Annotated in this window: 24 protein-coding genes and 1 other RNA gene; 17 read left to right on the top strand and 8 right to left on the bottom strand. The window is 56.2% G+C overall.

The annotated features are described in order from the left end of the window. Positions 1 to 48: 48 nt before the first annotated feature. The 3 genes from INT84_RS20660 to zapA form a co-directional block, all read right to left on the bottom strand. Positions 49 to 645, bottom strand: coding sequence for a 5-formyltetrahydrofolate cyclo-ligase (locus tag INT84_RS20660; RefSeq protein ID WP_194208310.1), 597 nt, complete (start codon positions 643 to 645; stop codon positions 49 to 51). Positions 646 to 660: 15 nt separating this feature from the next. Next, a non-coding RNA gene (ssrS, locus tag INT84_RS20655) (6S RNA) lies at positions 661 to 844 on the bottom strand. 41 nt (positions 845 to 885) lie between these two features. Beyond that, complete coding sequence (gene zapA, locus INT84_RS20650) at positions 886 to 1,215, bottom strand: cell division protein ZapA (RefSeq protein ID WP_049838699.1); 330 nt, start codon at positions 1,213 to 1,215, stop codon at positions 886 to 888. A gap of 168 nt (positions 1,216 to 1,383) precedes the next feature. Between zapA and INT84_RS20645 the strand changes: the two genes are divergently transcribed. The 8 genes from INT84_RS20645 (at position 1,384) to INT84_RS20610 (ending at position 11,443) form a co-directional block, all read left to right on the top strand. Next, positions 1,384 to 1,962, top strand: a complete 579-nt coding sequence (locus INT84_RS20645; protein ID WP_194208309.1) for a YecA family protein — start codon at positions 1,384 to 1,386, stop codon at positions 1,960 to 1,962. Positions 1,963 to 1,983: 21 nt separating this feature from the next. Beyond that, positions 1,984 to 3,300, top strand: a complete 1,317-nt coding sequence (gene pepP / locus INT84_RS20640) for a Xaa-Pro aminopeptidase (protein ID WP_194208308.1) — start codon at positions 1,984 to 1,986, stop codon at positions 3,298 to 3,300. Beyond that, positions 3,297 to 4,463, top strand: a complete 1,167-nt coding sequence (gene ubiH / locus INT84_RS20635) for a 2-octaprenyl-6-methoxyphenyl hydroxylase (protein ID WP_194208307.1) — start codon at positions 3,297 to 3,299, stop codon at positions 4,461 to 4,463. The genes pepP and ubiH overlap by 4 nt, the downstream gene beginning before the upstream one ends. Before the next feature lie 53 nt (positions 4,464 to 4,516). Beyond that, positions 4,517 to 5,719 carry an FAD-dependent 2-octaprenylphenol hydroxylase gene (gene ubiI, locus INT84_RS20630; RefSeq protein WP_194208306.1) on the top strand — a complete coding sequence of 401 codons (1,203 nt, stop codon included), beginning with the start codon at positions 4,517 to 4,519 and terminating at the stop codon, positions 5,717 to 5,719. 376 nt (positions 5,720 to 6,095) lie between these two features. Further along, a complete protein-coding gene (gcvT, locus tag INT84_RS20625) occupies positions 6,096 to 7,190 on the top strand; it encodes a glycine cleavage system aminomethyltransferase GcvT (RefSeq protein WP_194208305.1) in 1,095 nt (364 codons plus the stop codon). A gap of 22 nt (positions 7,191 to 7,212) precedes the next feature. Next, positions 7,213 to 7,602 (top strand): glycine cleavage system protein GcvH, encoded by a 390-nt coding sequence (gene gcvH / locus INT84_RS20620; protein ID WP_194208304.1) that lies wholly within the window; start codon positions 7,213 to 7,215, stop codon positions 7,600 to 7,602. Positions 7,603 to 7,756: 154 nt separating this feature from the next. Then, the gene (gene gcvP, locus INT84_RS20615) at positions 7,757 to 10,630 is read left to right on the top strand and encodes an aminomethyl-transferring glycine dehydrogenase (protein ID WP_194208303.1); all 2,874 of its coding nucleotides are present in this window, start codon (positions 7,757 to 7,759) and stop codon (positions 10,628 to 10,630) included. Positions 10,631 to 10,699: 69 nt separating this feature from the next. Beyond that, positions 10,700 to 11,443 (top strand): SDR family oxidoreductase, encoded by a 744-nt coding sequence (locus tag INT84_RS20610; protein ID WP_194208302.1) that lies wholly within the window; start codon positions 10,700 to 10,702, stop codon positions 11,441 to 11,443. A 76-nt stretch (positions 11,444 to 11,519) separates the two neighbouring features. Here the strand turns inward: INT84_RS20610 and INT84_RS20605 are convergent, their stop codons facing one another. Continuing rightward, the gene (locus INT84_RS20605; RefSeq protein WP_194208301.1) at positions 11,520 to 12,953 is read right to left on the bottom strand and encodes a 6-phospho-beta-glucosidase; all 1,434 of its coding nucleotides are present in this window, start codon (positions 12,951 to 12,953) and stop codon (positions 11,520 to 11,522) included. Positions 12,954 to 13,068: 115 nt separating this feature from the next. Then, a complete protein-coding gene (locus INT84_RS20600; RefSeq protein WP_194208378.1) occupies positions 13,069 to 13,797 on the bottom strand; it encodes a MurR/RpiR family transcriptional regulator in 729 nt (242 codons plus the stop codon). A gap of 271 nt (positions 13,798 to 14,068) precedes the next feature. Here INT84_RS20600 and INT84_RS20595 point away from each other — a divergent pair, with 271 nt between their 5' ends. Next, complete coding sequence (locus INT84_RS20595) at positions 14,069 to 14,728, top strand: hemolysin III family protein (RefSeq protein WP_194208377.1); 660 nt, start codon at positions 14,069 to 14,071, stop codon at positions 14,726 to 14,728. Positions 14,729 to 14,768: 40 nt separating this feature from the next. Here the strand turns inward: INT84_RS20595 and ygfZ are convergent, their stop codons facing one another. Beyond that, complete coding sequence (ygfZ, locus tag INT84_RS20590; RefSeq protein ID WP_194208300.1) at positions 14,769 to 15,752, bottom strand: tRNA-modifying protein YgfZ; 984 nt, start codon at positions 15,750 to 15,752, stop codon at positions 14,769 to 14,771. 248 nt (positions 15,753 to 16,000) lie between these two features. Here ygfZ and sdhE point away from each other — a divergent pair, with 248 nt between their 5' ends. Beyond that, positions 16,001 to 16,267 (top strand): FAD assembly factor SdhE, encoded by a 267-nt coding sequence (gene sdhE / locus INT84_RS20585; RefSeq protein WP_194208299.1) that lies wholly within the window; start codon positions 16,001 to 16,003, stop codon positions 16,265 to 16,267. After that, positions 16,248 to 16,658, top strand: a complete 411-nt coding sequence (locus INT84_RS20580) for a protein YgfX (RefSeq protein ID WP_194208298.1) — start codon at positions 16,248 to 16,250, stop codon at positions 16,656 to 16,658. Before sdhE ends, INT84_RS20580 begins: the two co-directional genes overlap by 20 nt. A 10-nt stretch (positions 16,659 to 16,668) precedes the next feature. Here INT84_RS20580 and fldB read toward each other — a convergent pair whose 3' ends face one another. Next, positions 16,669 to 17,190, bottom strand: a complete 522-nt coding sequence (fldB, locus tag INT84_RS20575; protein ID WP_194208297.1) for a flavodoxin FldB — start codon at positions 17,188 to 17,190, stop codon at positions 16,669 to 16,671. A gap of 101 nt (positions 17,191 to 17,291) precedes the next feature. On the opposite strand from fldB, the gene xerD reads away from it, so the two are divergent. The 5 genes from xerD to lysS all read left to right on the top strand — a co-directional run bounded on the left by xerD (position 17,292) and on the right by lysS (position 23,461). Beyond that, the gene (gene xerD / locus INT84_RS20570) at positions 17,292 to 18,188 is read left to right on the top strand and encodes a site-specific tyrosine recombinase XerD (RefSeq protein WP_194208296.1); all 897 of its coding nucleotides are present in this window, start codon (positions 17,292 to 17,294) and stop codon (positions 18,186 to 18,188) included. Positions 18,189 to 18,212: 24 nt separating this feature from the next. Then, entirely contained in the window at positions 18,213 to 18,926 is a 714-nt protein-coding gene (gene dsbC / locus INT84_RS20565; protein WP_194208295.1) for a bifunctional protein-disulfide isomerase/oxidoreductase DsbC, read from the top strand. A 5-nt stretch (positions 18,927 to 18,931) separates the two neighbouring features. Then, entirely contained in the window at positions 18,932 to 20,665 is a 1,734-nt protein-coding gene (recJ, locus tag INT84_RS20560) for a single-stranded-DNA-specific exonuclease RecJ (RefSeq protein WP_194208294.1), read from the top strand. A 170-nt stretch (positions 20,666 to 20,835) separates the two neighbouring features. Then, positions 20,836 to 21,934 (top strand): peptide chain release factor 2 gene (prfB, locus tag INT84_RS20555; RefSeq protein WP_176920966.1). Its coding sequence is split into 2 segments (ribosomal slippage): positions 20,836 to 20,910 and positions 20,912 to 21,934, totalling 1,098 coding nucleotides; the frame shifts between segments, so codons are not numbered across the junction. A gap of 9 nt (positions 21,935 to 21,943) precedes the next feature. Continuing rightward, positions 21,944 to 23,461, top strand: a complete 1,518-nt coding sequence (gene lysS, locus INT84_RS20550; RefSeq protein ID WP_194208293.1) for a lysine--tRNA ligase — start codon at positions 21,944 to 21,946, stop codon at positions 23,459 to 23,461. A gap of 48 nt (positions 23,462 to 23,509) precedes the next feature. Here lysS and idi read toward each other — a convergent pair whose 3' ends face one another. After that, positions 23,510 to 24,058 carry an isopentenyl-diphosphate Delta-isomerase gene (gene idi, locus INT84_RS20545; RefSeq protein ID WP_176920964.1) on the bottom strand — a complete coding sequence of 183 codons (549 nt, stop codon included), beginning with the start codon at positions 24,056 to 24,058 and terminating at the stop codon, positions 23,510 to 23,512. Between the two features lie 270 nt (positions 24,059 to 24,328). On the opposite strand from idi, the gene actS reads away from it, so the two are divergent. Beyond that, the gene (gene actS / locus INT84_RS20540; RefSeq protein ID WP_194208292.1) at positions 24,329 to 25,030 is read left to right on the top strand and encodes an amidase activator ActS; all 702 of its coding nucleotides are present in this window, start codon (positions 24,329 to 24,331) and stop codon (positions 25,028 to 25,030) included. Positions 25,031 to 25,079 lie beyond the last annotated feature (49 nt).

Below are 25,079 nucleotides of genomic sequence, written 5' to 3'. Positions count from 1 at the left end.
GCCGATCTCCCCCCTCTCCCTCAGGGAGAGGGCAGGGGTGAGGGGGGGTCACCACTCCCAGAGCACAGACGGCGTGACCACCGCAGGCAGCGGAATATCCCACTCCTCCACTGGCAGCGCCTCCACGCGCTGACAATCATGCGCGTAGCCCACTGGCTGTAAGCGATACTGCTGCCAGTTCTGTAAGGTCCGATCGTAAAATCCGCCGCCCATCCCCAGCCGTTGCCCCTGACCGTCAAACGCGACCAGCGGCGTGACCAGCACGTCAAGCTGCGCCAGTGGCAGCACATCACGCACGTCCAGCTTCGGCTCATGGATTTTCAGACGATTCACCACCAGCTCGCTCTGCGGATGGTAGTGCAGAAACAGCAAATTACCGGGACTAAAAGGATGCAACACCGGAAGATAAACCCGCTTGCCCGCGCGCCAGAGTTGTTCAATCAGCGGACGGGTATCGAGCTCGCCATCAAAGGAGAGAAACAGCGCCACGGTATGCGCCATCACGACCGGCGGATACGCCATCATGCGGGCGGCGGCCTGTTGTGCGAGATGCGTTTGTTGGTCAACAGAAAGGGTGCGGCGAAGCTGCCTGATATGGCGGCGAATGTCCTGACGCTGGAGTGACGTAACGGTAAGTTCAGTCATGGTAGTAAAAGAAGGGGAATCTCCGAGATGCCGCCGCAGGCTGTAACCCTTGAACCCTTGGTTCAAGGTGAATGTGTCGTCACAGTTTTAAGGCTTCTCGGACGAACCGAGCATGCTCACCAACCGTGGAGCGCCACATTCTGTTGGTATGAAATATCGGCTCAGGGGACTGGCCCGCTTGCAAACATCTCAGAGAAATTTTGTCTTCACGATGACTCTACCATAGTCGATCGCAAAGTGTTATTCAAACTTTGGCCCCGATCTCTCGGATATGCGACCTTGCTCAAGTAATGCCTGTTCAATGGTCTGTTGCAGCATCCGAATACGTTGCTCCATGCTGGCAGCGTAGTCGCGGGTTTTTGCCTTTTCCTGAGTTAACTCATAGCTGATGTTCAACGCGGCGATGAAAACCAGCTGCTCAGTATTTGTGACTCTAGTGCGTTCTTTCAGATCTTGCAACCGCTGATTCAGATCGTCCGCAGCCTGATTCAGGGCATCCCTTTGTTCAGGCGGGCAATTCACGCGTAGTGAACGGCCAAAAATATGGATATCGACGGGTTGTGCAGACATGCCACCTTCCTGCTGAATTGACTGCGCGGCCTTCGTACCCGAATCCGGGGCTGGCGAAGGGGCGACACTATAGCTACCCTGGCGTGCAGATACAAGCCCTTTTCTGGTATCACCAGGGTCCAAAGTGGTAGCATAACATGAATCTTCCCCCAACGATGACGAATGCGCATGTCTATAAAGAATGAAATGCCTGGTTACAACGATATGAACCAGTTACTGAACCAGCAGGGGGCAGGATTAACCCCGGCGGAAATGCACGGTTTGATTAGCGGGATCCTCTGTGGCGGCACCACGGACACCTCATGGCAGCCGCTGTTGCACGATCTGACTAACGAAGGCCTGGCGTTCGGCCACGAGTTAGCGCAGGCGCTGCGCAGTATGCACTCCGCAACCAGTGATTCGCTGGAAGACGACGGTTTTCAGTTCCAGCTTTATCTCCCGGAAGGGGATGACGTCAGCGTTTTTGACCGTGCTGATGCGCTGTCGGGCTGGGTAAACCATTTCCTGCTGGGGCTGGGCGTGACGCAGCCGAAGCTGGATAAAGTCCCTGGCGAAACCGGCGAAGCGATTGACGATCTGCGCAACATTGCTCAGCTTGGCTACGATCTGGAAGAGGATCAGGAAGAGCTGGAGATGTCGCTTGAAGAGATTATCGAATACGTCCGCGTTGCTGCGCTGTTGTGCCACGATACCTTCACCCGCCAGCAGCCGACCGCGCCGGAAGTGCGCAAACCGACCTTACATTAAGAAAATACTCATGGAGGTATCATGACTCAGCAGGAGTTTCACCGTCGTCGCCAGGCACTTCTGGCCCAGATGCAACCGGGCAGCGCGGCGCTGATCTTTGCCGCGCCGGAAGCCACGCGCAGCGCCGATACCGAGTATCCGTATCGCCAGAGCAGCGACTTCTGGTACTTCACCGGTTTTAATGAACCGGAAGCCGTGCTGGTGCTGATTAAAAGTGATGATACCCACAACCACAGCGTGTTATTCAATCGCCTGCGCGATCTGACGGCGGAGATCTGGTTTGGCCGCCGTCTCGGTCAGGATGCCGCGCCGGAAAAATTGGGTGTCGACAGAGCGCTGGCGTTCAGCGAAATTAATGCGCAGCTTTATCAATTACTCAACGGGCTGGATACCGTCTGGCACGCGCAGGGTGAGTATGCGTATGCTGACCAGATCGTCTTTAACGCGCTGGAAAAACTGCGTAAAGGCTCGCGGCAGAACCTCTCCGCGCCGGGCAACATCGCCGACTGGCGTCCGCTGGTACATGAGATGCGCCTGTTCAAATCGGCAGAAGAAATTGACGTGCTGCGCCGCGCCGGGGAGATCACCGCGCTGGCGCATATTCGGGCGATGCAACAATGCCGTCCCGGTATGTTTGAATATCAGCTGGAAGGGGAAATTCACCACGAATTTACCCGCCACGGCGCGCGTTATCCGTCGTATAACACCATCGTCGGCGGCGGCGAAAACGGCTGCATCCTGCACTACACCGAAAACGAAAGCGAACTGCGCGACGGCGATCTGGTGCTCATCGACGCGGGCTGCGAGTACCGGGGATACGCGGGTGACATTACGCGCACCTTCCCCGTGAACGGCAAATTTTCCCCGGCGCAGCGCGAAATCTACGATATCGTGCTGGAATCGCTGGAGACCGCGCTCAAACTGTATCGGCCGGGAACCACCATGCAGGAGGTGACCACCGAGGTGGTGCGCATCATGATTGCTGGTCTGGTGAAGCTCGGCATTTTGCAGGGCGAGGTGGATGAACTTATCGCCAGCAACGCCCATCGTCCGTTCTTTATGCACGGTCTGAGTCACTGGCTGGGGCTGGACGTCCATGATGTCGGCGCGTATGGCGTTGATCGCTCGCGGGTGCTGGAACCCGGCATGGTGCTGACCGTCGAGCCGGGGCTTTATATCGCGCCGGATGCCGATGTGCCGCCGCAGTATCGCGGGATTGGCATTCGCATTGAAGATGACATCGTGATCACCGCGTCGGGCAATGAAAATCTCACCGATCGCGTAGTGAAAAAAGCCGACGATATCGAGGCCTTAATGGCGGCGGCGCGCGAACAATGAGCGTGATTATTGTAGGCGGCGGCATGACCGGCGCAACGCTGGCGCTGGCGATATCACACTTAACTCAGGGGGCGCTGGCGGTCCATCTGATCGAGGCGGTCGCGCCTGACGCGGCAGCCCATCCGGGCTTTGACGCGCGGGCCATCGCGCTGGCCGCAGGAACCTGCGAGCAACTGGCGCGTATCGGCGTCTGGCAGGCCATTGCCCGCAGCGCTACGCCGATTAACACGGTCCACGTCAGCGATCGCGGTCATGCAGGTGCGGTGATGCTGGACGCCAGCGATTATGCGATTCCGGCGCTGGGGCAGGTGGTGGAACTTCATGACGTTGGTCAGCATCTGTTTACGCTCCTGCGTAAAGCGCCCGGCGTCACGCTGCACTGTCCTGCGAGCGTCGTCAGCATGGCGCGAAGTCAGGATGATGTCAGCGTCACGCTGGATAACGGTGAGACGCTGAAAGGGAGCCTGCTGGTGGCCGCCGATGGTTCTCGTTCTTCCCTCGGGGCGCAGTGTGGGATCCAGTGGCAGCAACAGCCTTATCAGCAGATAGCGGTAATTGCCAACGTCACCACTGCGCTGGCTCATCAGGGGCGTGCGTTTGAACGTTTTACGCCAGACGGCCCCCTCGCCATGTTGCCAATGTCCGCCGGACGCAGCTCGCTGGTCTGGTGCCATCCTCTCGAACGCCGCGACGAGGTCATGTCGTGGTCCGATGCGCAATTTTGTGACGAATTACAGCGTGCGTTCGGCTGGCGGCTGGGGCGTATTACCCATGCCGGACAGCGGGCAGCCTATCCGCTCGCACTTTCCACCGCTTCAGCGTGTATTTCGCATCGGCTGGCGCTGGTGGGGAACGCTGCGCAAACGCTGCACCCCATTGCCGGACAGGGCTTTAACCTTGGCCTGCGCGATGTGATGAGTCTGGCGGAGACGCTGGCGCAGGCAGACGATCCCGGCAGCTACGCTACGCTCTGCCGCTATCGTGACCGCCGCAGCACAGATAAAGCCGCCACCATCGGTGTCACCGACGGGCTGGTACATCTGTTTGCTAACCGCTGGTTGCCGCTGGTTGCCGGACGTAACGTGGGACTGATGGCGATGGAAGGGTGCTCTCCAGTCCGTGACATGCTGGCCCGCCGCACGCTGGGCTGGGTTACCCGCTAAGCTATCTTATTCAAACCATCTCGCCTGCCGAATCAGGCTTCAGGAGTAGAACTGTGCAAAGTGTTGACGTAGCGATTGTTGGCGGGGGAATGGTCGGGCTGGCGATTGCCTGCGGTCTTCAGGGCAGCGGCCTGCGCGTGGCCGTACTGGAACAAAAAACGATCCAAAAACCAGAGATGCATGCGCCCCATGCGCTACGCGTATCGGCCATTAACGCGGCCAGTGAAAAGCTGCTCACCCATCTGGGCGTATGGTCTTCTGTTATCGAACAACGTGCCAGCTGCTATCACGGCATGGAAGTGTGGGAGAAGGACAGCTTCGGCCATATCCGCTTTGACGATCGCAGCATGGGTCATACTCATCTTGGTCATATTATTGAAAATGACGTCATTCATTATGCGCTGTGGCAAAAAGCGCAACAGTGCCAGGACGTGACGTTGATCGCCCCGGCAGAGTTACAGCAGGTAGCGTGGGGCGAGAACGAGGTCTTCCTGAATCTGAAAGATGGCAGCATGTTGACCGCCCGGCTGGTGGTGGGGGCGGATGGCGCTCACTCCTGGCTGCGCGACAAAGCCGATATTCCGCTGACCTTCTGGGACTATAACCATCATGCGCTGGTGGCGACCATCCGTACCGCCGAGCCGCATCAGGGCGTGGCGCGTCAGGTCTTTCACGGCGAGGGCATTCTGGCGTTCCTGCCGCTTAGCGATCCGCACTTGTGTTCTATCGTCTGGTCGCTGGCACCTGACGAGGCCGCGCGGATGCAGCAGGCTGAAAACACAGAATTTAATCAGGCATTAACCGTTGCTTTTGATCATCGTCTGGGGCTGTGCAGCGTGGAGAGCGAACGCCAGGTTTTCCCGTTGACCGGTCGCTATGCGCGCCAGTTTGCCGCGCACCGTCTGGCGCTGGTTGGTGATGCTGCCCATACCATTCATCCCCTGGCCGGACAGGGGGTTAATCTCGGCTTTATGGATGCGGCGGAACTGATCGGTGAACTGCGCCGTCTTAATCAGCAGGGTAAAGATATCGGGCAGTACATGTATTTACGCCGCTTTGAACGCAGTCGGAAGCACAGCGCCGCGCTGATGCTGGCCAGCATGCAGGGATTTCGCGAACTCTTCGCCGGGCATAATCCGGCGAAAAAGCTACTACGCGATATTGGCCTGAAAATGGCCGACACGCTGCCCGGCGTGAAACCCCAGCTCATCCGTCAGGCGATGGGAGTAAACGATCTCCCTGACTGGTTACGTTAACTGGGTCACACTTTTCTTCCCGGCCTTTGCGCCGGGATATCTCACCTCATTTGAGAAATTCTAATTTCACGCTTTTTTTCGCATTACTTTTTATAATGTCATGAATTTATGCCTGAGGAATTTTTGCCAGGTTTTCCATTTTTAATATCACTATTCACGTAAAAGAAACCCTCCAATCATCTCTTTATCTGGCTGTTAATCTTTTTAGCAGTGTAAAAATCTGTAGCGTTTTACGTGCGTTTTGGTCATAAGCTAATGTGATGACCTTCTTTAGCTTATGGTTTACGCCGGGGTTCGGTGGTAAGTTCAGACCAAAGAGAACGTTTGCGTCGCCACCGTTTCGCTGGCGAAACCCGGCTGATTTGATGAGGAAAAGATGGCTCAACAGACTCCGTTATATGAACAACACACCCAGTGCGGCGCGCGGATGGTGGATTTTCACGGCTGGATGATGCCGCTGCATTACGGCTCCCAGATTGATGAGCACCACGCGGTGCGTACCGATGCCGGTATGTTCGACGTCTCGCATATGACTATCGTCGATCTTCGCGGTAGCCGTACCCGGGAGTTTTTGCGCTATCTGCTGGCCAACGATGTGGCAAAACTGACGAAACCCGGTAAGGCGCTCTATTCCGGTATGCTCAATGCGTCCGGCGGTGTGATTGACGACCTTATTGTCTATTACTTCACGGAAGAGTTCTTCCGCCTGGTCGTTAACTCCGCCACCCGTGAAAAAGACCTCGCCTGGATCACCCAGCACGCCGACTCTTACGCCATCGATATTACCGTGCGCGACGACCTGTCCCTGATTGCGGTCCAGGGGCCAAATGCGCAGGCGAAAGCGGCCACGCTGTTTACTGAAGAGCAGCGTCAGGCGGTGGCTGGCATGAAGCCGTTTTTTGGCGTACAGGCGGGAGAGTATTTTATTGCGACCACCGGTTATACCGGCGAAGCAGGCTATGAAATTGCATTGCCCAACGAGCAGGCGGCGGATTTCTGGCGTGCGCTGGTCGATGCGGGGGTTAAACCCTGCGGGCTGGGCGCGCGCGACACGCTGCGTCTTGAAGCGGGCATGAACCTCTACGGTCAGGAGATGGACGAAGGCGTCTCTCCGCTGGCGGCGAATATGGGCTGGACTATCGCCTGGGAACCCGCCGATCGCGATTTTATTGGCCGTGAAGCGCTGGAATTACAGCGTGAAAGAGGCACCGAACAACTGGTCGGCCTGGTGATGACCGAAAAAGGCGTGCTGCGTAATGAACTACCGGTGCGCTTTACCGACGCGCAGGGTAACCCGCAGGAAGGCGTTATCACCAGCGGCACCTTTTCCCCGACGCTGGGCTACAGCATCGCGCTGGCACGTGTTCCGGCAGGCATTGGCGACACGGCGATTGTGCAAATTCGCAACCGGGAAATGCCGGTTAAGGTCACGAAACCTGTTTTTGTTCGTAACGGCAACGCCGTTGCGTAATGTACTTTTTGGAGAATGAGCGATGAGCAACGTACCTGCGGAACTGAAATACAGTAAAGAACACGAATGGCTGCGCAAAGAGGCGGACGGTTCTTACACCGTCGGCATTACTGAACATGCGCAAGAGCTGCTGGGCGACATGGTGTTTGTCGATCTACCGGACGTTGGCGCGACCGTTAGCGCTGGCGATGACTGCGCGGTGGCGGAGTCGGTGAAAGCCGCCTCCGATATTTATGCACCGATTAGCGGTGAAATTGTCGCGGTAAACGACGCGCTGGGCGACTCCCCTGAGCTGGTCAACAGCGAGCCATATGCCGGCGGCTGGATTTTCAAAATCAAAGCCAGTGACGAAACCGAAATTGACGCGCTGCTGGACGCCACCGCCTACGACGCGCTGTTAGAAGACGAATAAGCCTTCATTGCCGGATAGCGCTGCCGCTTATCCGGCCTGCAAACCGGGTACAACGCCGAACAGGACACAACCCGTAGGCCCGGTAAGCGTAGCGCCACCGGGCATCCGGCCAAAAATAACCACCATTCACCGAATGTTTCAGGAACCCTCGCTCATGACCCAGACGTTAAGTCAGCTTGAAAACAGCGGCGCTTTCATTGAACGCCATATCGGACCGGATGCCACGCAACAGCAGGCTATGCTGAATGCCGTGGGTGCCGCGTCGCTGGACGCGCTGATCGGCCAGATTGTGCCAAAAGACATCCAGCTTGCTACCCCGCCGCAGGTGGGTGATGCCGCGACCGAACACGCCGCGCTGGCGGAACTCAGGGCCATTGCCCGCCGCAATAAGCGCTTCACGACTTACATCGGCATGGGTTACACCAACGTTCAATTACCGCCGGTGATCCTGCGCAACATGCTGGAAAACCCTGGCTGGTACACCGCCTACACGCCCTATCAGCCGGAAGTCTCTCAGGGCCGTCTGGAAGCGCTGCTTAACTTCCAGCAGGTGACGCTGGATCTGACCGGGCTGGAGATGGCGTCCGCCTCGCTGCTGGACGAAGCAACCGCCGCCGCAGAAGCGATGGCGATGGCAAAACGCATTAGCAAGCTGAAAAACGCCAACCGCTTCTTCGTGGCCGCCGATGTGCATCCGCAAACGCTGGACGTGGTGCGCACTCGTGCCGGAACCTTTGGTTTTGACGTGATTGTCGATGATGCGGATAAAGTGCTGGATCATCAGGATGTCTTTGGCGTACTGCTGCAACAGGTCGGCACCACCGGGGAAATCCACGATTACAGCGCGCTGATTGGCGAACTGAAATCACGCAAAATTATCGTCAGCGTGGCCGCCGATTTTATGGCGCTGGTGCTGCTGACCGCGCCGGGCAAGCAGGGCGCGGATATCGTCTTCGGCTCGGCGCAGCGTTTTGGCGTGCCGATGGGCTACGGCGGCCCACATGCCGCTTTCTTTGCGGCGAAGGACGAATTTAAACGCTCCATGCCGGGGCGAATCATTGGCGTGTCGAAAGATGCCGCAGGCAACACGGCACTGCGCATGGCAATGCAGACCCGCGAGCAACATATTCGCCGCGAGAAAGCCAACTCCAACATTTGTACCTCGCAGGTGCTACTGGCAAACATTGCCAGCCTGTATGCCGTTTATCACGGACCGGTTGGGCTGAAACGGATTGCGAATCGTATCCACCGCCTCACCGATATCCTGGCGACCGGCTTGCAGCAAAAAGGTCTGAAACTACGCCACGCCCACTATTTCGATACCCTCTGCGTTGACGTCGCGGATAAAGCGGCCGTGCTGGCGCGTGCCGACGCGGCAGAAATCAACCTGCGCAGCGACATTCACAACGCGGTAGGCATCACCCTGGATGAAAGCACCACCCGTGACAACGTGCTGGCGCTGTTTGCCGTTCTCCTTGGCGACGATCACGGGCTGGATATCGACGCGCTGGATAAAGACGTTGCCCATGACAGCCGCGCCATTCCCGCCGCCATGCTGCGCGACGACGCAATCCTGACGCATCCGGTCTTCAATCGTTATCACAGCGAAACCGAGATGATGCGTTATATGCACTCGCTGGAGCGCAAAGATCTGGCGCTGAATCAGGCGATGATCCCGCTCGGCTCCTGCACCATGAAGCTCAACGCCGCCGCGGAAATGATCCCTATCACCTGGCCGGAATTTGCCGAGCTGCATCCGTTCTGCCCGGCGGATCAGGCCGAAGGGTATCATCAGATGATCAACCAGCTTTCCGACTGGCTGGTCAAACTGACCGGCTACGATGCGCTCTGTATGCAGCCTAACTCCGGCGCGCAGGGTGAGTACGCGGGTCTGCTGGCGATCCGCCACTATCACGAAAGCCGCAACGAAGGGCACCGTGATATCTGCCTGATCCCGAGTTCCGCCCACGGCACTAACCCGGCCTCCGCGCAGATGGCGGGTATGCGCGTGGTGGTGGTCGCCTGTGATAAAAACGGCAACATCGATCTTAACGACCTGCGCGCGAAAGCGGAGCAGTCGAGCGACAACCTCTCCTGCATCATGGTGACCTATCCCTCCACTCACGGCGTGTATGAAGAGACCATTCGCGAAGTCTGCGACATCGTGCACCAGTTCGGCGGCCAGGTTTATCTTGATGGCGCGAACATGAATGCCCAGGTGGGCATCACCTCACCGGGCTTTATCGGCGCGGATGTCTCCCATCTTAACCTGCATAAAACCTTCTGCATCCCGCACGGCGGCGGCGGTCCGGGTATGGGACCGATTGGCGTGAAAGCGCATCTGGCTCCGTTTGTTCCGGGTCATAGCGTGGTGCAAATCGAGGGTATGCTCACTCGTCAGGGCGCGGTTTCTGCGGCACCGTTCGGCAGCGCATCCATACTGCCGATTAGCTGGATGTACATCCGCATGATGGGCGCGGAAGGGCTGAAGCAGGCAAGCCAGGTGGCGATTCTGAATGCCAACTATGTTGCCAGCCGTCTGAAAGAGGCTTTCCCGGTGCTGTATACCGGCCGCGACGGTCGCGTGGCGCACGAATGTATTCTCGATATTCGTCCGCTGAAGGAGGCCACCGGTATTAGCGAGCTGGACATCGCCAAACGCCTGATTGACTATGGATTCCACGCGCCAACCATGTCCTTCCCGGTTGCGGGTACACTGATGGTGGAGCCGACCGAGTCAGAAAGCCAGATGGAGCTGGATCGCTTTATTGAGGCGATGCTGGCGATCCGCGCGGAGATCGATCGCGTGCAGAAAGGCGAATGGACGCTGGAGGATAACCCGCTGGTCAACGCTCCGCACACGCAGCGTGAGCTGGTGACAGAGTGGGCGCATGGTTATACCCGTGAAGAGGCGGTCTTCCCGGCAGGCTCGGTTAATAAATACTGGCCGACGGTGAAACGCCTTGATGATGTCTACGGCGACCGTAATTTATTCTGCTCCTGTGTGCCGCTGAGCGAATATCAGTAATAGAGGCTACAGTATGACAAGCCGGGTAAGCGTCAGCGCTACCCGGTTTTTTTATTTTCAGGAGGATAGATGGGCATTGCACTTGTGACCGGTGGCAGCCGGGGGATTGGACGCGCGACCGCGTTACAGCTGGCGGGTGAGGGCTATACGGTAGCGGTAAATTATCATCACAATATTCAGGCGGCGACCGGGGTTGTTGAAGCGATAACTGAGCAGGGTGGCCGCGCGTTCGCCGTGCGTGCGGATATCAGCGATGAATCGCAGGTGATGGCGATGTTTGACGCTATCGACCGCACAGGCGAGCCGCTGACCGCGCTGGTGAATAACGCAGGGATTTTGTTTCAGCAGTGTACGATTGAGGATCTTGACGCCAGCCGTATCAATCGCGTGCTGGCGACAAACGTGACAGGCTACTTTCTCTGCTGTCGTGAGGCGGTAAAGCGGATGTCGCACCGGCATGGCGGGCAGGGTGGGGCGATCGTTAACGTCTCTTCCGCCGCGTCACGGTTAGGAGCACCGGGAGAATATGTCGATTACGCCGCCTCTAAAGGGGCGGTGGATACGTTAACTACCGGTTTGGCGCTGGAAGTGGCGGCGCAGGGCATTCGGGTTAACGGTGTGCGACCTGGCCTGATTTATACCGAGATGCACGCCTCCGGCGGCGAGCCAGGGCGCGTGGACCGGGTAAAATCCGCGTTACCGATGCAGCGCGGCGGCCAGCCGGAAGAGGTGGCGCAGGCAATAGTCTGGCTGCTGAGTGAGAAAGCGTCGTATGTGACGGGGAGTTTTCTTGAACTGGCAGGTGGGAAATAGGTGCCCGGTGGCGCTGCGCTTACCGGGCCTACAGTTTACCAGGCCGTATGCCACGCGAACCGCATGGCATAAACGATTAAAGATTCTCGCCGTTACTGGCAATCACGCCCTGATACCAGGCAAAGCTTTTCTTGCGTGAACGGGACATATCGCCGGTGCCGTCATCATGCTTGTTGACGTAAATAAAGCCGTAGCGCTTGCTGTACTGCCCGGTGGTAAACGACACGCAGTCGATGCAGCCCCACGGCGTATAGCCCATCAGATCCACGCCATCGTGAGTAACGGCCTTAACCATCTCTTCCACATGAGCGCGCAGGTAGTCGATGCGATAATCATCGTTAATGCTGCCGTCCTCTTCTACCTTATCGTACGCGCCAAAGCCGTTCTCAACGATAAACAACGGTTTTTGATAACGCTCATAAAGCTCGCACAGCGCGTAGCGCAGGCCGACCGGATCGATCTGCCAGCCCCAGTCGGAGGCTTTGACATGCGGGTTAGGCACGCTGCCCTCAAACCCGGAAATCGCATCGCCGCTGCCACCGTCGGCTTTCACCGCATTGGTCATGTAGTAGCTGAAACCGAGATAGTCACAGGTGCCCTCACGCAGGATCTGCTCATCGCCTGCTTCCATCGCAATGCTAAACCCGCGACGTTCCCATTCATTCAACACATACGAAGGGTAGTAGCCGCGCAGTTGCACGTCGGTGAAGACATAGCGTTCGCGCATTGATGCCTGCGCGTACATCACGTCTTCCGGCTTACAGGAGAAGGGATACAGCGGCACCATCGCCAGCATACAGCCGACCTGCATCGCCGGATTAATGCGCCGCGCCGCCTTCACCGCCAGCGCGCTGGCAACAAACTGGTGATGCAGCACCTGATACATGGTCTCTTCCGGATTGTCGTGCTCGGTATAGACCACGCCGGAACAGCAGTAGCCGAATAGCGGTGCTCGCCAGTTACGCTGGTTATTGATTTCGTTGAAGGTCATCCAGTATTTGACCTTATTTTTGTAGCGCTCAAAAACCACTTCCGCGAAGCGAACAAAGAAATCTACCACCTTACGGTTGGTCCAGCCGCCGTACTGCTGTACCAGATGCAGCGGCATTTCAAAGTGGGAGAGGGTGATCACCGGCTCGATGTTGTATTTCAGCAGTTCATCAAATACAACATCGTAAAACTGCAAACCTTCTTCATTTGGCTCCAGCTCATCGCCCTTTGGGAAAATACGCGTCCAGGCAATAGAGGTGCGGAAACACTTAAAGCCCATCTCGGCAAAGAGTTTGATGTCCTCTTTATAATGGCTGTAGAAGTCCACCGCTTCGTGATTAGGATAGTATTTGCCCGGCACCACCTGCCCGGTGATCTCACGCGGAACGCCGTGCGCGCCGCCGGTCAGCACGTCGCAAATGCTCGGCCCTTTGCCGCCCCGATCCCAGCCGCCCTCAACCTGGTGTGCGGCCACCGCGCCACCCCACAGAAAATCTTTTGGTAACGTTAATTTTTTCATTTTGACCTCGATCTATTACGTTCTACCTCCGAGTCTGGCAAAAGCGCTAATCAATGTCACGATATAACAAATAACGCGGGAGGTGATTTGTTACATCGAAAAAACAGGTTGTTTTTCAAGGCACTTTTTTTGCCAGCTTTCTACCCAACGCCTCCAGAATATAAATAACCGGCACCTGTGTCGTAATATCATAGACGCCACCGATACGCGTCTGGGATACATGCCAGGAGAGATTAAAATCGGCCAGTTTCGCCAGTCGCGACTGCTCATGGCTGGTAATCGTGAGCACCTTACAGTGATGCAGGCTGAACTGGCTGGCAAAACGCAGGATCTCCTCCGTTTCGCCGGATACGGACAATACAATGGCCAGCGCATTTTTCGCCATGTCATTAGTGACTGGAAAATAAGGATCGTCAATATGGTTACTGAATTTTCCGACGTTAGAAAAGAAGCGCGCGCCATATTTTGCCAGAGCACCTGAGGTGCCTGCGCCAACAAATATTATGCGTTCTGAGGAGAGAATAATATCGACCGCGCGATCCAGTAATTTATCAAACTCGTCATTATTGACGCTTTTAAAAAAGCTGATAATTTCGCTGGCCCCGAAATCAGGTTGCTGGGGTTCGTTCTGCTCAAGATAGAGTTTAAAACGCACGCGAAATTCCGAGTAACCCTCGCAGTGGAGCTTGCGACAAAAGCGTAGCACCGTGGTCGTCGATACCTCCGCTGCATCTGCCAGTTCGCGAATGGTCATGTACATCACCGCGTCACGGTTTTTGATGACGTAGTGATAGACCTGCATCTCAAGGTTGTTAAGCGTGGCGATAGCGGCGTGGGTGAAGATGCTCACAGTAGTGGTGGTCCGTAGTGAAAAGTTGCCATTATTATGCCGTTGAACGGCGTTTTACGAAAAGATTCGTTCAAATGGATCCAGGTGGTTGATTTCTCTTGCATAAAATAATAAACACCTGTGCGGTGGTTTTTGTGCTTATCTTTTTGATTTTAAGTTCATTATTTTTTTACCATTAAATTTTAGCGAACATATGTTCACTGAAACTATTCTCAGCTACTCTGGTGAAGCATTGTACATGTCGTCCGTTCTTCTGGAGTTCACTATGGTTCATAAGCCGTCAATGACGCAGGGATATTCACTGGCAGAGGAAATTGCTAACAGCATCAGTCACGGTATCGGGCTGGTGTTCGGTATTGTTGGGCTGATTTTACTGTTGGTGCAGGCGGTGGACAGCAATGCCAGCGCGACGGCAATCACCAGCTACAGTCTGTACGGCGGGAGTATGATCCTGCTTTTTCTGGCCTCAACGCTCTATCATGCCATTCCCCAGCCACGGGCTAAAATATGGCTGAAAAAATTCGACCACTGTGCGATCTACCTGCTGATTGCCGGAACCTATACCCCTTTCCTGCTGGTGGGGCTGGATTCGCCTCTGGCGCGCGGGCTGATGATCGTCATCTGGAGCCTGGCGCTGCTGGGGATCCTGTTTAAGCTGACCATTGCGCATCGCTTTAAAGTGTTGTCGCTGGTGACTTATCTGGCGATGGGCTGGCTGTCGCTGGTGGTGATTTATGAAATGGCCATCAAGCTGGCGGCAGGAAGCGTCACCTTACTGGCGGTGGGCGGTATCGTCTATTCGCTGGGGGTGATTTTCTACGTCTGCAAGCGTATTCCCTACAACCATGCGATCTGGCACGGCTTCGTGCTGGGCGGCAGCGTCTGTCACTTCCTGGCGATTTATTTGTATATTGGCAAGATGTGAAAAGCCCCGGCAGCGCTGAGCGTGCCGGGGGCATTAAAACTCAGCTTTCTTCCAGCGAATACGGCAGCGGTTCAATATGCAGGGTATTGACGTCATCGCGCACGCGGAAAACGCTGTCCGGCTCCATATCGTTATTCATCACCGCCTGAACCAGCAGACGTCCATCATCAAGCTGCACGGCAGCCAGGATGGTACCGGTGCGACGCCAGTTCTCGCCCATTTGCAGCTCCAGATCTTCCCCGGCTTCCGGAACACGGCTGGCCTGGCCTGCCAGCGACCACAGCGCGCGTTTGTTCGCGCCGCGGAATTTGGCGCGGGCGACCATTTCCTGTCCGGTATAGCAGCCTTTTTTGAAGCTGATCCCACCCAGCGCCTGCAAGTTGGTGGCCTGCGGAATAAACTGCCCACTGTTAGCGGCGTCAATCACCGGCAGTCCGGCTTCAATATTCAGCGCCAGCCACTGTTGGCTGTTATTCAACTGTGCTTCGCCGCGCAGGGCTTCGGTGACGCGCTGTGCCGTTGCCACATCGGTCACCAGCAGGAAACGCTCGCCAGGATGAGCAAACCACAGCAGGGATGTTTCGCCCTCTGTCGTTACCTGTTTATCGGCATCCGGCAGTTCACTAAACAAATTCGCCAGCGCCGCGCGCGCCTGGAATCCGGCAATACCTAAAAGCACGGACTCATCGTCGGCCGCAATGGCGACTTTAGAAAACACCGCGTACTTTTTCAGTTCGGTAAGCTGCGCATCGCGCAGGCTGCGGCGTTCAATCCACGCAAAGCCACCAGCATGGTGAAAAAGACGCATGTTGCTCCACATCTTGCCTTTGGCATCGCAATGCGCGGCCAGCAGATGCTGATGTTCCGTCAGGGCAGCCACGTCAGCGGTCACCTGACCCTGTAAATATTTTTCGCTATCCGCGCCGGTAATGGTCGCCAGCGCCCAGTCATCAAGCGTCATAAGCGTCAGCGGCAGACGCGCAGAGGCGGAAGGCTGGCGCGGAGGAAATGGAGTAAAAGCCATAATGTTGTCCTGGTTGCGTAACGCGAAGTAAGAATATAACTCATGGTAAAAGAGCTATTTGCCATTGCAAGCGCTTTTAACGCGCCTTTTGTGCCGTTTTTGACGATTGATGTGAAACGGGATTGTGAGGAAATAATTAATTTTGCAGGGTTTTAAGTGGAATCTGGCTCGCAGGGCGCAATAATCCTGTAAAGTAAGTTGATAAAACGCGTTACACTAATCCGATATAGCGACGCAGGATTGAAAACATGGATATTAATAACAAAGCCCGCATCCACTGGGCGTGCCGCCGCGGTATGCGCGAACTCGATATTTCCATCATGCCTTTTTTCGAATACGAGTACGACACGCTGAGTGACGATGACAAACATCTCTTCATTCGCCTGCTGGAATGCGACGATCCAGACCTGTTCAACTGGTTAATGAATCACGGCAAACCCGCTGACGCTGGACTACAACGCATGGTGCAATTAATTCAAACACGGAATCGGGAACGTGGTCCTGTGGCAATCTGATCTACGCGTCTCATGGCGCTCACAGTGGCTATCGCTTCTGCTTCATGGCGTGGTCGCCGCTCTGGTTTTATTTATGCCGTGGCCGTTAAGTTACATGCCGCTCTGGCTGCTGCTGTTATCGCTGGTGGTATTTGACTGCGTGCGTAGCCAGCGGCGTATCAACGCATGCCAGGGGGAGATCAAACTGATGATGAACTCCCGCCTGCGCTGGCAGGGACAGGAGTGGGAAATTACCGGCGCGCCGTGGATGCTGAAAAGCGGCATGATGCTGCGACTGCGCAAATTGGGTAGCCGGCGGCGGCAGCATTTGTGGCTGGCGGCGGATAGCATGGAGAGCGGTGAGTGGCGCGATCTGCGCCGGATGTTAATGCAACAGCCAGCGCGACATTAATGGAGACGGTTCAGGAGAATTGCTCTGCCATCTCCATAAGGATCTGCTCGCACCACGTCTGGATGCGCTCATCGCTGAGATCGTATTGATTAGTTTCATCCAGCGCCAGACCAACGAACAGTTTGCCGTCGGCGATAACCGGTTTTGGGCTGGTAAATTCGTAGCCTTCAGTGGGCCAGTAGCCGATGAACTTCACGCCATTCATCGCCAGTTGATCGTGGAGCATACCGAGCGCGTCAAGGAACCATTCGCCATAGCCCAACTGATCGCCCATGCCGTAAAGGGCAACGGGTTTGTCCTTCAGATTTAGCGTGCTGAGCTGATCCCAGATGGCTTCCCAGTCTTCCTGAATTTCACCGAAATCCCAGGTTGGGATGCCCAGAATGAGGACATCGTACTGCTCCATCAGCGCGGGGGAATCATCTTTCAGGTTGTGCAGCGTGACCAGTTCCGGCCCAATGATGTCGCGAATTTTCTCCGCTGCCATTTCGGTGTAGCAGGTGCTGGAACCGTAAAAAAGACCAATGTTCATGGCGTAAACGTCTCAATTCTTCTCGTGACTTTGCGCTCAGTGTACCAGAAACGTGAATTAATCAGGCATAATGCAGCAGCAGAAGCGGTAAAGAGGCACGGATGGAACAGGATCTTGCACGTATAGAACAGTTTCTGGATGCGCTCTGGCTGGAGCGTAATCTGGCGGAGAATACGCTCAGCGCCTATCGACGCGATCTGACGATGCTGGTGGAGTGGCTGCATCACCGCGAGCTATCGCTTGAACGCGTGCAGCATGAGGATCTTCAGGCGTTGCTGGCGGAGCGTCTGGCAGGGGGTTATAAAGCCACCAGTTCGGCACGGCTGCTGAGCGCGATACGGCGTTTTTTTCAGCATCTGTACCGTGAGAAGATCCGCGCGGACGATCCCAGCGCGCTGCTGGCCTCGCCAAAGCTGCCGCAGCGGCTGCCAAAAGATTTATCCGAGCAGCAGGTTGAACGTCTGCTGCAAACGCCCGTCACCGACCTGCCGCTGGAGCTGCGCGACAAAGCCATGCTGGAAGTGCTGTACGCCACCGGGCTGCGCGTCTCTGAGCTGGTAGGGCTGACCATGAGCGATGTCAGCCTGCGGCAGGGCGTGGTACGGGTGATCGGCAAAGGCAATAAAGAGCGGCTGGTGCCGCTCGGCGAAGAGGCGGTGTACTGGCTGGAAACGTATCTCGAACACGGGCGGCCCTGGCTGCTGAACGGCGTCTCCATTGACGTCCTGTTTCCCAGCCAGCGCGCGCAGCAGATGACGCGCCAGACCTTCTGGCATCGCATTAAGCATTATGCAGCGCTGGCCGGTATCGACAGCGAAAAGCTATCGCCACACGTGCTGCGCCATGCGTTTGCCACCCATTTACTTAACCACGGCGCGGATTTGCGCGTCGTGCAAATGCTACTGGGCCACAGCGATCTTTCGACGACGCAAATTTATACCCACGTAGCCACTGAACGCTTACGGCAGTTACACCAGCAGCATCATCCGCGTGCGTGATTGCCTGACATAAAAGGATAAGTTATGAAAAAAGGTTTATTGATTCTGTCGCTGCTGACCACGGCGTTTACCGGTATGGCTCAGGCTGACGATGCGGCGATCCAACAGGCGCTGGCGAAGCTCGGCGTGCAAAGCAGCGATATTCAGCCTGCGCCTGTCGCTGGCATGAAAACCGTCCTGACCAACAGCGGCGTACTGTATGTGTCCGACGACGGCAAGCATATGATCCAGGGGCCAATGTATGACGTCAGCGGCGCACATCCGGTCAACGTTACCAATCAACTGTTGATGAAGCACCTGAACGCGCTGGAAAAAGAGATGATCGTCTATAAAGCGCCGCAGGAAAAATATGTCATCACCGTCTTTACCGACATCACCTGCGGCTACTGCCACAAGCTGCATGAAGAGATGAAAGACTATAACGCGCTGGGGATCACCGTGCGCTATCTCGCCTTCCCGCGCGCAGGTCTGCAAAGCCAGCCCGAGCAGGATATGAAAGCCATCTGGTGTGCGAAAGATCGTAACAAAGCCTTTGACGATGCGATGAACGGCAAAGGCGTGAAGCCTGCCTCCTGCGATATCGACATCGCCGACCATTATGCGCTCGGCGTCCAGTTCGGCGTCAACGGCACGCCCGCTATCGTGCTGAGCGATGGCAATGTGGTGCCGGGTTATCAGGGGCCGAAAGAGATGAAAGCCTTCCTCGACGAGCATCAGAAACAGACCAGCGGTAAATAATTCGCGTGAAACAACCGATACAACTACGCCGCCGCGAGGTGGATGAAACAGCGGATCTTCCCGCCGACCTGCCTGCGCTACTGCGGCGGCTCTACGCCAGCCGTGGTGTGAAAGGGGCGCAGGATCTGGAGCGAAGCGTCAAAGGTATGCTGACGTGGCAGCAGTTAACGGGGATCGAGAAAGCGGTCGATATGCTCTACAACGCGCTTCGCGAAGGACTGCGTATCGTCGTGGTCGGCGACTTTGATGCCGACGGGGCGACCAGCACTGCGCTTAGCGTACTGGCGCTACGGGCGCTGGGCTGCGAAAGCGTGGCGTATCTGGTGCCGAACCGTTTTGAAGATGGTTACGGCTTGAGTCCGGAAGTGGTCGATCAGGCGCACGCCCGTGGCGCGCAGATGATCATGACCGTGGATAACGGGATCTCTTCCATCACTGGGGTCGATCGGGCGCATGCGCTGGGGATCCCGGTACTGGTCACCGATCACCATCTGCCCGGCGATACGCTGCCGGACGCCGAAGCGATCGTCAATCCCAATCTGCGCGACTGCGATTTCCCGTCGAAATCACTGGCGGGCGTTGGCGTGGCGTTTTATCTGATGCTGGCCCTGCGCGCCCATTTACGCGAGCAGGGCTGGTTTGAGACGCGCGGCATCGCGGCACCGAATCTGGCCGAGCTGCTGGATCTGGTGGCGCTGGGTACGGTGGCAGACGTCGTACCGCTCGATGCGAATAACCGCATTCTCACCTGGCAGGGGCTGAACCGCATCCGCGCCGGTAAATGCCGTCCTGGTATTAAAGCGCTGCTGGAGATCTCCCGCCGCGAACCGCACCGCCTGGCCGCCAGCGACCTGGGGTTTGCGCTGGGACCTCGTCTGAATGCGGCGGGGAGGCTGGATGATATGTCGGTCGGCGTCGCGCTGCTGCTGTGCGAGAACATCGCCGAAGCCCGCGTGCTGGCGAGCGAACTCGACGCCCTCAACCAGACGCGCAAAGAGATCGAGCAGGGGATGCAAATCGAAGCGCTGGCGCTGTGTGAAAAGCTGGAGCGTAGCCGCGAGTCGTTGCCCGGTGGGCTGGCGATGTATCACCCCGAATGGCATCAGGGGGTGGTTGGCATACTGGCCTCGCGGATCAAAGAGCGTTTTCACCGTCCGGTGATTGCCTTTGCGCCTGCGGGCGACGGCACCCTGAAAGGCTCAGGCCGTTCCATTGCCGGCCTGCATATGCGCGACGCGCTGGAGCGTCTGGATACCCTCTACCCGGATCTGATTATTAAATTCGGCGGTCATGCGATGGCGGCAGGGCTTTCCCTTGATGAGACGCGCTTTGACGAGTTTCAGCAGCGCTTTGGCGAACTGATTACCGAGTGGCTCGATCCGGCATTATTGCAGGGTGAGGTGGTTTCCGACGGTCCGCTTTCGCCTGGCGATATGACGCTGGAAATTGCTGAGATGCTGCGCGATGCCGGACCGTGGGGGCAAATGTTTCCGGAACCCCTGTTTGACGGGAGTTTTCGCCTGCTGCAACAGCGCATTGTTGGCGAGCGTCACCTTAAAGTGATGGTCGAACCGGTCGGCGGCGGTCCGCTACTGGACGGCATTGCGTTTAATGTCGATACCTCCTGCTGGCCGGATAACGGCGTGCGCGAGGTCGAACTGGCTTACAAACTCGATATTAACGAGTTTCGCGGCAACCGCAGCCTGCAAATTATCATCGATCATATCTGGCCGATGTAGCGCCTGACATTCACCTTCTGCTGCAAACTCTGGCGCAGGATTATCGGTCGTTCCGGGCCTGCGCCCGGATACATCCCGAATAATTTTGTGTGTATAAAAAAAGCCGTGAATTGGGTACAATCTCACCCTTATAACTGCATTTTGACACGTTCAATAAAAGAAACCTGACCATGTTTGAAATTAACCCGGTAAAAAACCGCATTCAGGACCTCACAGATCGCTCTGGCGTTCTTAGGGGGTATCTTTGACTATGATGCGAAGAAAGAGCGTCTCGAAGAGGTAAACGCCGAGCTGGAACAGCCGGACGTCTGGAACGAACCTGAACGCGCACAGGCGCTGGGTAAAGAACGTTCCTCCCTCGAAGCCATTGTCGAAACCCTCGATCACATGTCTCAGGGTCTGGAAGATGTTTCCGGGCTGCTGGAGCTGGCTGTTGAAGCCGACGACGAAGATACCTTCAACGAAGCCGTTGCCGAACTTGACGTACTGGAAGAGAAGCTGGCGCAGCTTGAGTTCCGCCGCATGTTCTCCGGCGAATACGACAATGCCGACTGCTATCTGGATATCCAGGCAGGCTCAGGCGGTACAGAAGCGCAGGACTGGGCCAGCATGCTGGAGCGTATGTATCTGCGCTGGGCCGAAGCGCGCGGTTTTAAAACCGAAATCATTGAAGAGTCTGAAGGCGAAGTCGCGGGTATCAAATCCGTGACCATCAAGATTTCCGGCGATTACGCCTATGGCTGGCTGCGTACCGAAACCGGCGTTCACCGTCTGGTACGTAAGAGTCCGTTTGACTCCGGCGGCCGTCGCCATACCTCGTTCAGCTCCGCCTTTGTTTATCCGGAAGTGGACGACGACATTGATATCGACATCAATCCGGCCGACCTGCGTATTGACGTCTACCGCGCGTCTGGTGCGGGTGGTCAGCACGTTAACCGTACTGAGTCCGCGGTGCGTATTACGCACATTCCGACCAACACGGTGACCCAGTGTCAGAATGACCGTTCCCAGCATAAAAACAAAGATCAGGCCATGAAGCAGATGAAAGCGAAGCTTTATGAACTGGAAATGCAGAAGAAAAATGCTGAGAAACAGGCGATGGAAGACAACAAGTCTGACATTGGCTGGGGTAGCCAGATCCGTTCTTATGTCCTTGATGACTCCCGCATTAAAGACCTGCGCACCGGGGTTGAAACCCGTAACACGCAGGCGGTGCTGGATGGCAGCCTGGATCAATTCATCGAAGCAAGTTTGAAAGCAGGGTTATGAGGAACCAAAATGTCTGAACAAAACGTACAGAGTGCTGACGCGGCGGCCGATCTTAATAATGAACTGAAAGCGCGCCGCGAGAAGCTGGCTGGCCTTCGCGAGCAGGGAATTGCCTTCCCGAACGATTTTCGTCGCGACCACACCTCAGACCAACTGCACGCTGACTTTGATGCGAAAGAAAACGAAGAGCTGGAAGCGCTGAACATCGAGGTGACCGTTGCCGGCCGCATGATGACTCGTCGTATTATGGGTAAAGCCTCGTTTGTTACCCTTCAGGACGTTGGCGGCCGCATTCAGCTGTATGTTGCCCGTGACGATCTGCCGGAAGGCGTTTATAACGAGCACTTCAAAAAATGGGACCTCGGCGACATCCTCGGCGCAAAAGGCAAGCTGTTTAAAACCAAAACCGGCGAACTGTCTATCCACTGTACCGAACTGCGTCTGCTGACCAAAGCGCTGCGTCCGCTGCCGGACAAATTCCACGGTTTGCAGGATCAGGAAGCGCGCTACCGTCAGCGTTATCTGGACCTCATCTCTAACGATGAATCCCGCAACACCTTTAAAGCACGTTCGCAGATCCTGGCGGGTATTCGTCAGTTCATGGTTGGCCGTGGTTTTATGGAAGTTGAAACGCCGATGATGCAGGTGATCCCGGGCGGAGCGTCTGCGCGTCCGTTCATCACCCATCACAATGCGCTGGATCTGGACATGTACCTGCGTATCGCGCCGGAACTGTACCTGAAACGTCTGGTGGTCGGTGGCTTCGAGCGCGTATTCGAAATCAACCGTAACTTCCGTAACGAAGGCATCTCCGTTCGTCATAACCCAGAGTTCACCATGATGGAACTCTATATGGCGTATGCAGATTATAAAGATCTGATCGAGCTGACCGAATCCCTGTTCCGCACCCTGGCGCAGGATGTTCTCGGCAAAACCGAAGTACCTTATGGCGATGTGACGTTTGATTTCGGCAAGCCGTTTGAAAAACTGACCATGCGCGAAGCGATCAAGAAATACCGTCCGGAAACGGAAATGGCCGATCTGGATAACTTTGATTCAGCCAAAGCGATTGCCGAATCTATCGGTATCAAACCCGAGAAAAGCTGGGGTCTGGGCCGTATCGTCACCGAGATCTTCGAAGAAGTGGCAGAAGCGCACCTGATTCAGCCGACCTTTATCACCGAATATCCGGCAGAAGTGTCGCCGCTGGCGCGCCGTAATGACGTGAATCCGGAAATCACCGATCGCTTTGAGTTCTTCATTGGCGGGCGTGAAATCGGCAACGGCTTTAGCGAGCTGAACGATGCCGAAGATCAGGCGCAGCGCTTCCAGGATCAGGTTGACGCCAAAGCCGCAGGCGATGACGAAGCGATGTTCTTTGACGAAGACTACGTGACCGCGCTGGAACACGGTCTGCCGCCGACCGCAGGTCTGGGTATTGGTATTGACCGTATGGTGATGCTGTTCACCAACAGCCATACCATCCGCGACGTGATCCTGTTCCCGGCGATGCGCCCGGTGAAATAAGTCTGATGTACTGAATGAGCCCCGGCGTTTAGTGCGTCGGGGCTTTTTTTATGCCTGCCGGATAAAGCGTTTCAGCGCTGCGCGTGCATCGGCAAAAGAGGATTGTTGTACCATCCACGGGCTAAACGCCCACGGCGTAGCCGCAAGCGCATTGAACATTTCATCCAGCGCTACCCACTGGTAATCCATCACCTCGTCAGGATTCAGATTTATATCGCTCACCGCCCGCGCGGCATAAACCGGGCAAAACTCATTTTCCATAATGCCGGAAGGGTCGGTTTCACAGTAGCGGAAGGCCGGGTGAACTGGTGTTGGATCGGCAATCTCGACACCCAGCTCAAAGCGGCAGCGGCGGGCAATCGCCTGCTCAAAGGTTTCGCCTTCCTGTGGATGACCGCAGGCCGAATTGGTCCACACGCCGGGCCAGGCTTTTTTACCGAGGGCGCGGCGCGTGACCAGAAGCTGTCCTTGTGCATTGAACAGCCACGAAGAGAAGGCCAGATGCAAAGGCGTCGCCGCCGTGTGCGCCGCATACTTTTCCAGCGTGCCGGAGGGGCGATCCTGCGCATCCAGTAAAATGACGTGTTCCCTGATCATAAGTACTCCTGCGATAGAAAGATCCGACTTACTGTGTCGGAGAACAATAATATTCAGGGCTCAAGCGTAGCCGAAAAGTGGGGTAAAGGCATTACCAAAACCCGTTATTGGCGCAGTCATACCAATGATAAGAAGGAGTACTCCGGCTATCCATTTTTGGCAATTAAGACGGTTTACGTACGCTAATCATTGGCATCTTTTCACAGGCTGCTATCATAAGCACCCTGACTCACACCGTATTGAGGATCTGTTTTGCGCGCAGGAAGCCTGATGACTCGTTCTTTTCGCCCAATGTGCTGCCTCGCGGTGGCGCTGTTTCTGGCTGGCTGCTCGGGGAGTTCTGACTCCGACGGCAACGTTTATACCGTTAAGCGCGGCGATACGCTTTCCCGTATCTCACGTCTGACCGGCACCAGCGTGCAGGAACTGGCGCGGATGAACAATATTTCTCCGCCTTATACCATTGAAATTGGGCAGCGCCTGAAGGTGAACGGTACCGCGACTGCTGGCAAAAAGTCTTCCAAAAGTACGAAGACCGCCTCCCGTCCCACGCTGCCGCCTGTCTCCTGGCCGCCGGTGGGCGACCGCTGCTGGCGCTGGCCGACCAGCGGGAAAGTGATTTTGCCTTACTCATCGGCAGATGGCGGTAACAAGGGCATTGATATTACCGCGCCGCGTGGGCAGCCGATTTATGCGGCGGGTTCGGGTAAGGTGGTGTACGTCGGCAATCAGCTCCGCGGTTACGGCAATCTGATTATGATTAAGCATGGTGAGAACTACATCACCGCCTATGCGCATAACGACACGCTGATGGTCAATAACGGGCAGAGCGTGAAAATCGGCCAGCAGATTGCCACGATGGGCAGTACGGATACGGATTCCGTGCGGCTGCATTTCCAGATCCGCTACAAGGCCACGGCCATCGATCCGCTTCGTTATCTGCCGCCGCAGGGCAGTAAACCGAAATGCTGACGGTGAATTAATCGCCAGTCAGACAAGCGGTCCCTTGCTAACAAGAGCG

The sequence above is a fragment of the Superficieibacter sp. 1612_C1 genome (assembly GCF_015234305.1).
GTDB lineage: Bacteria > Pseudomonadota > Gammaproteobacteria > Enterobacterales > Enterobacteriaceae > Superficieibacter.
Note: the sequence above shows the minus strand (reverse complement) of the source record. Positions and strands in the feature narration are given on the sequence as shown.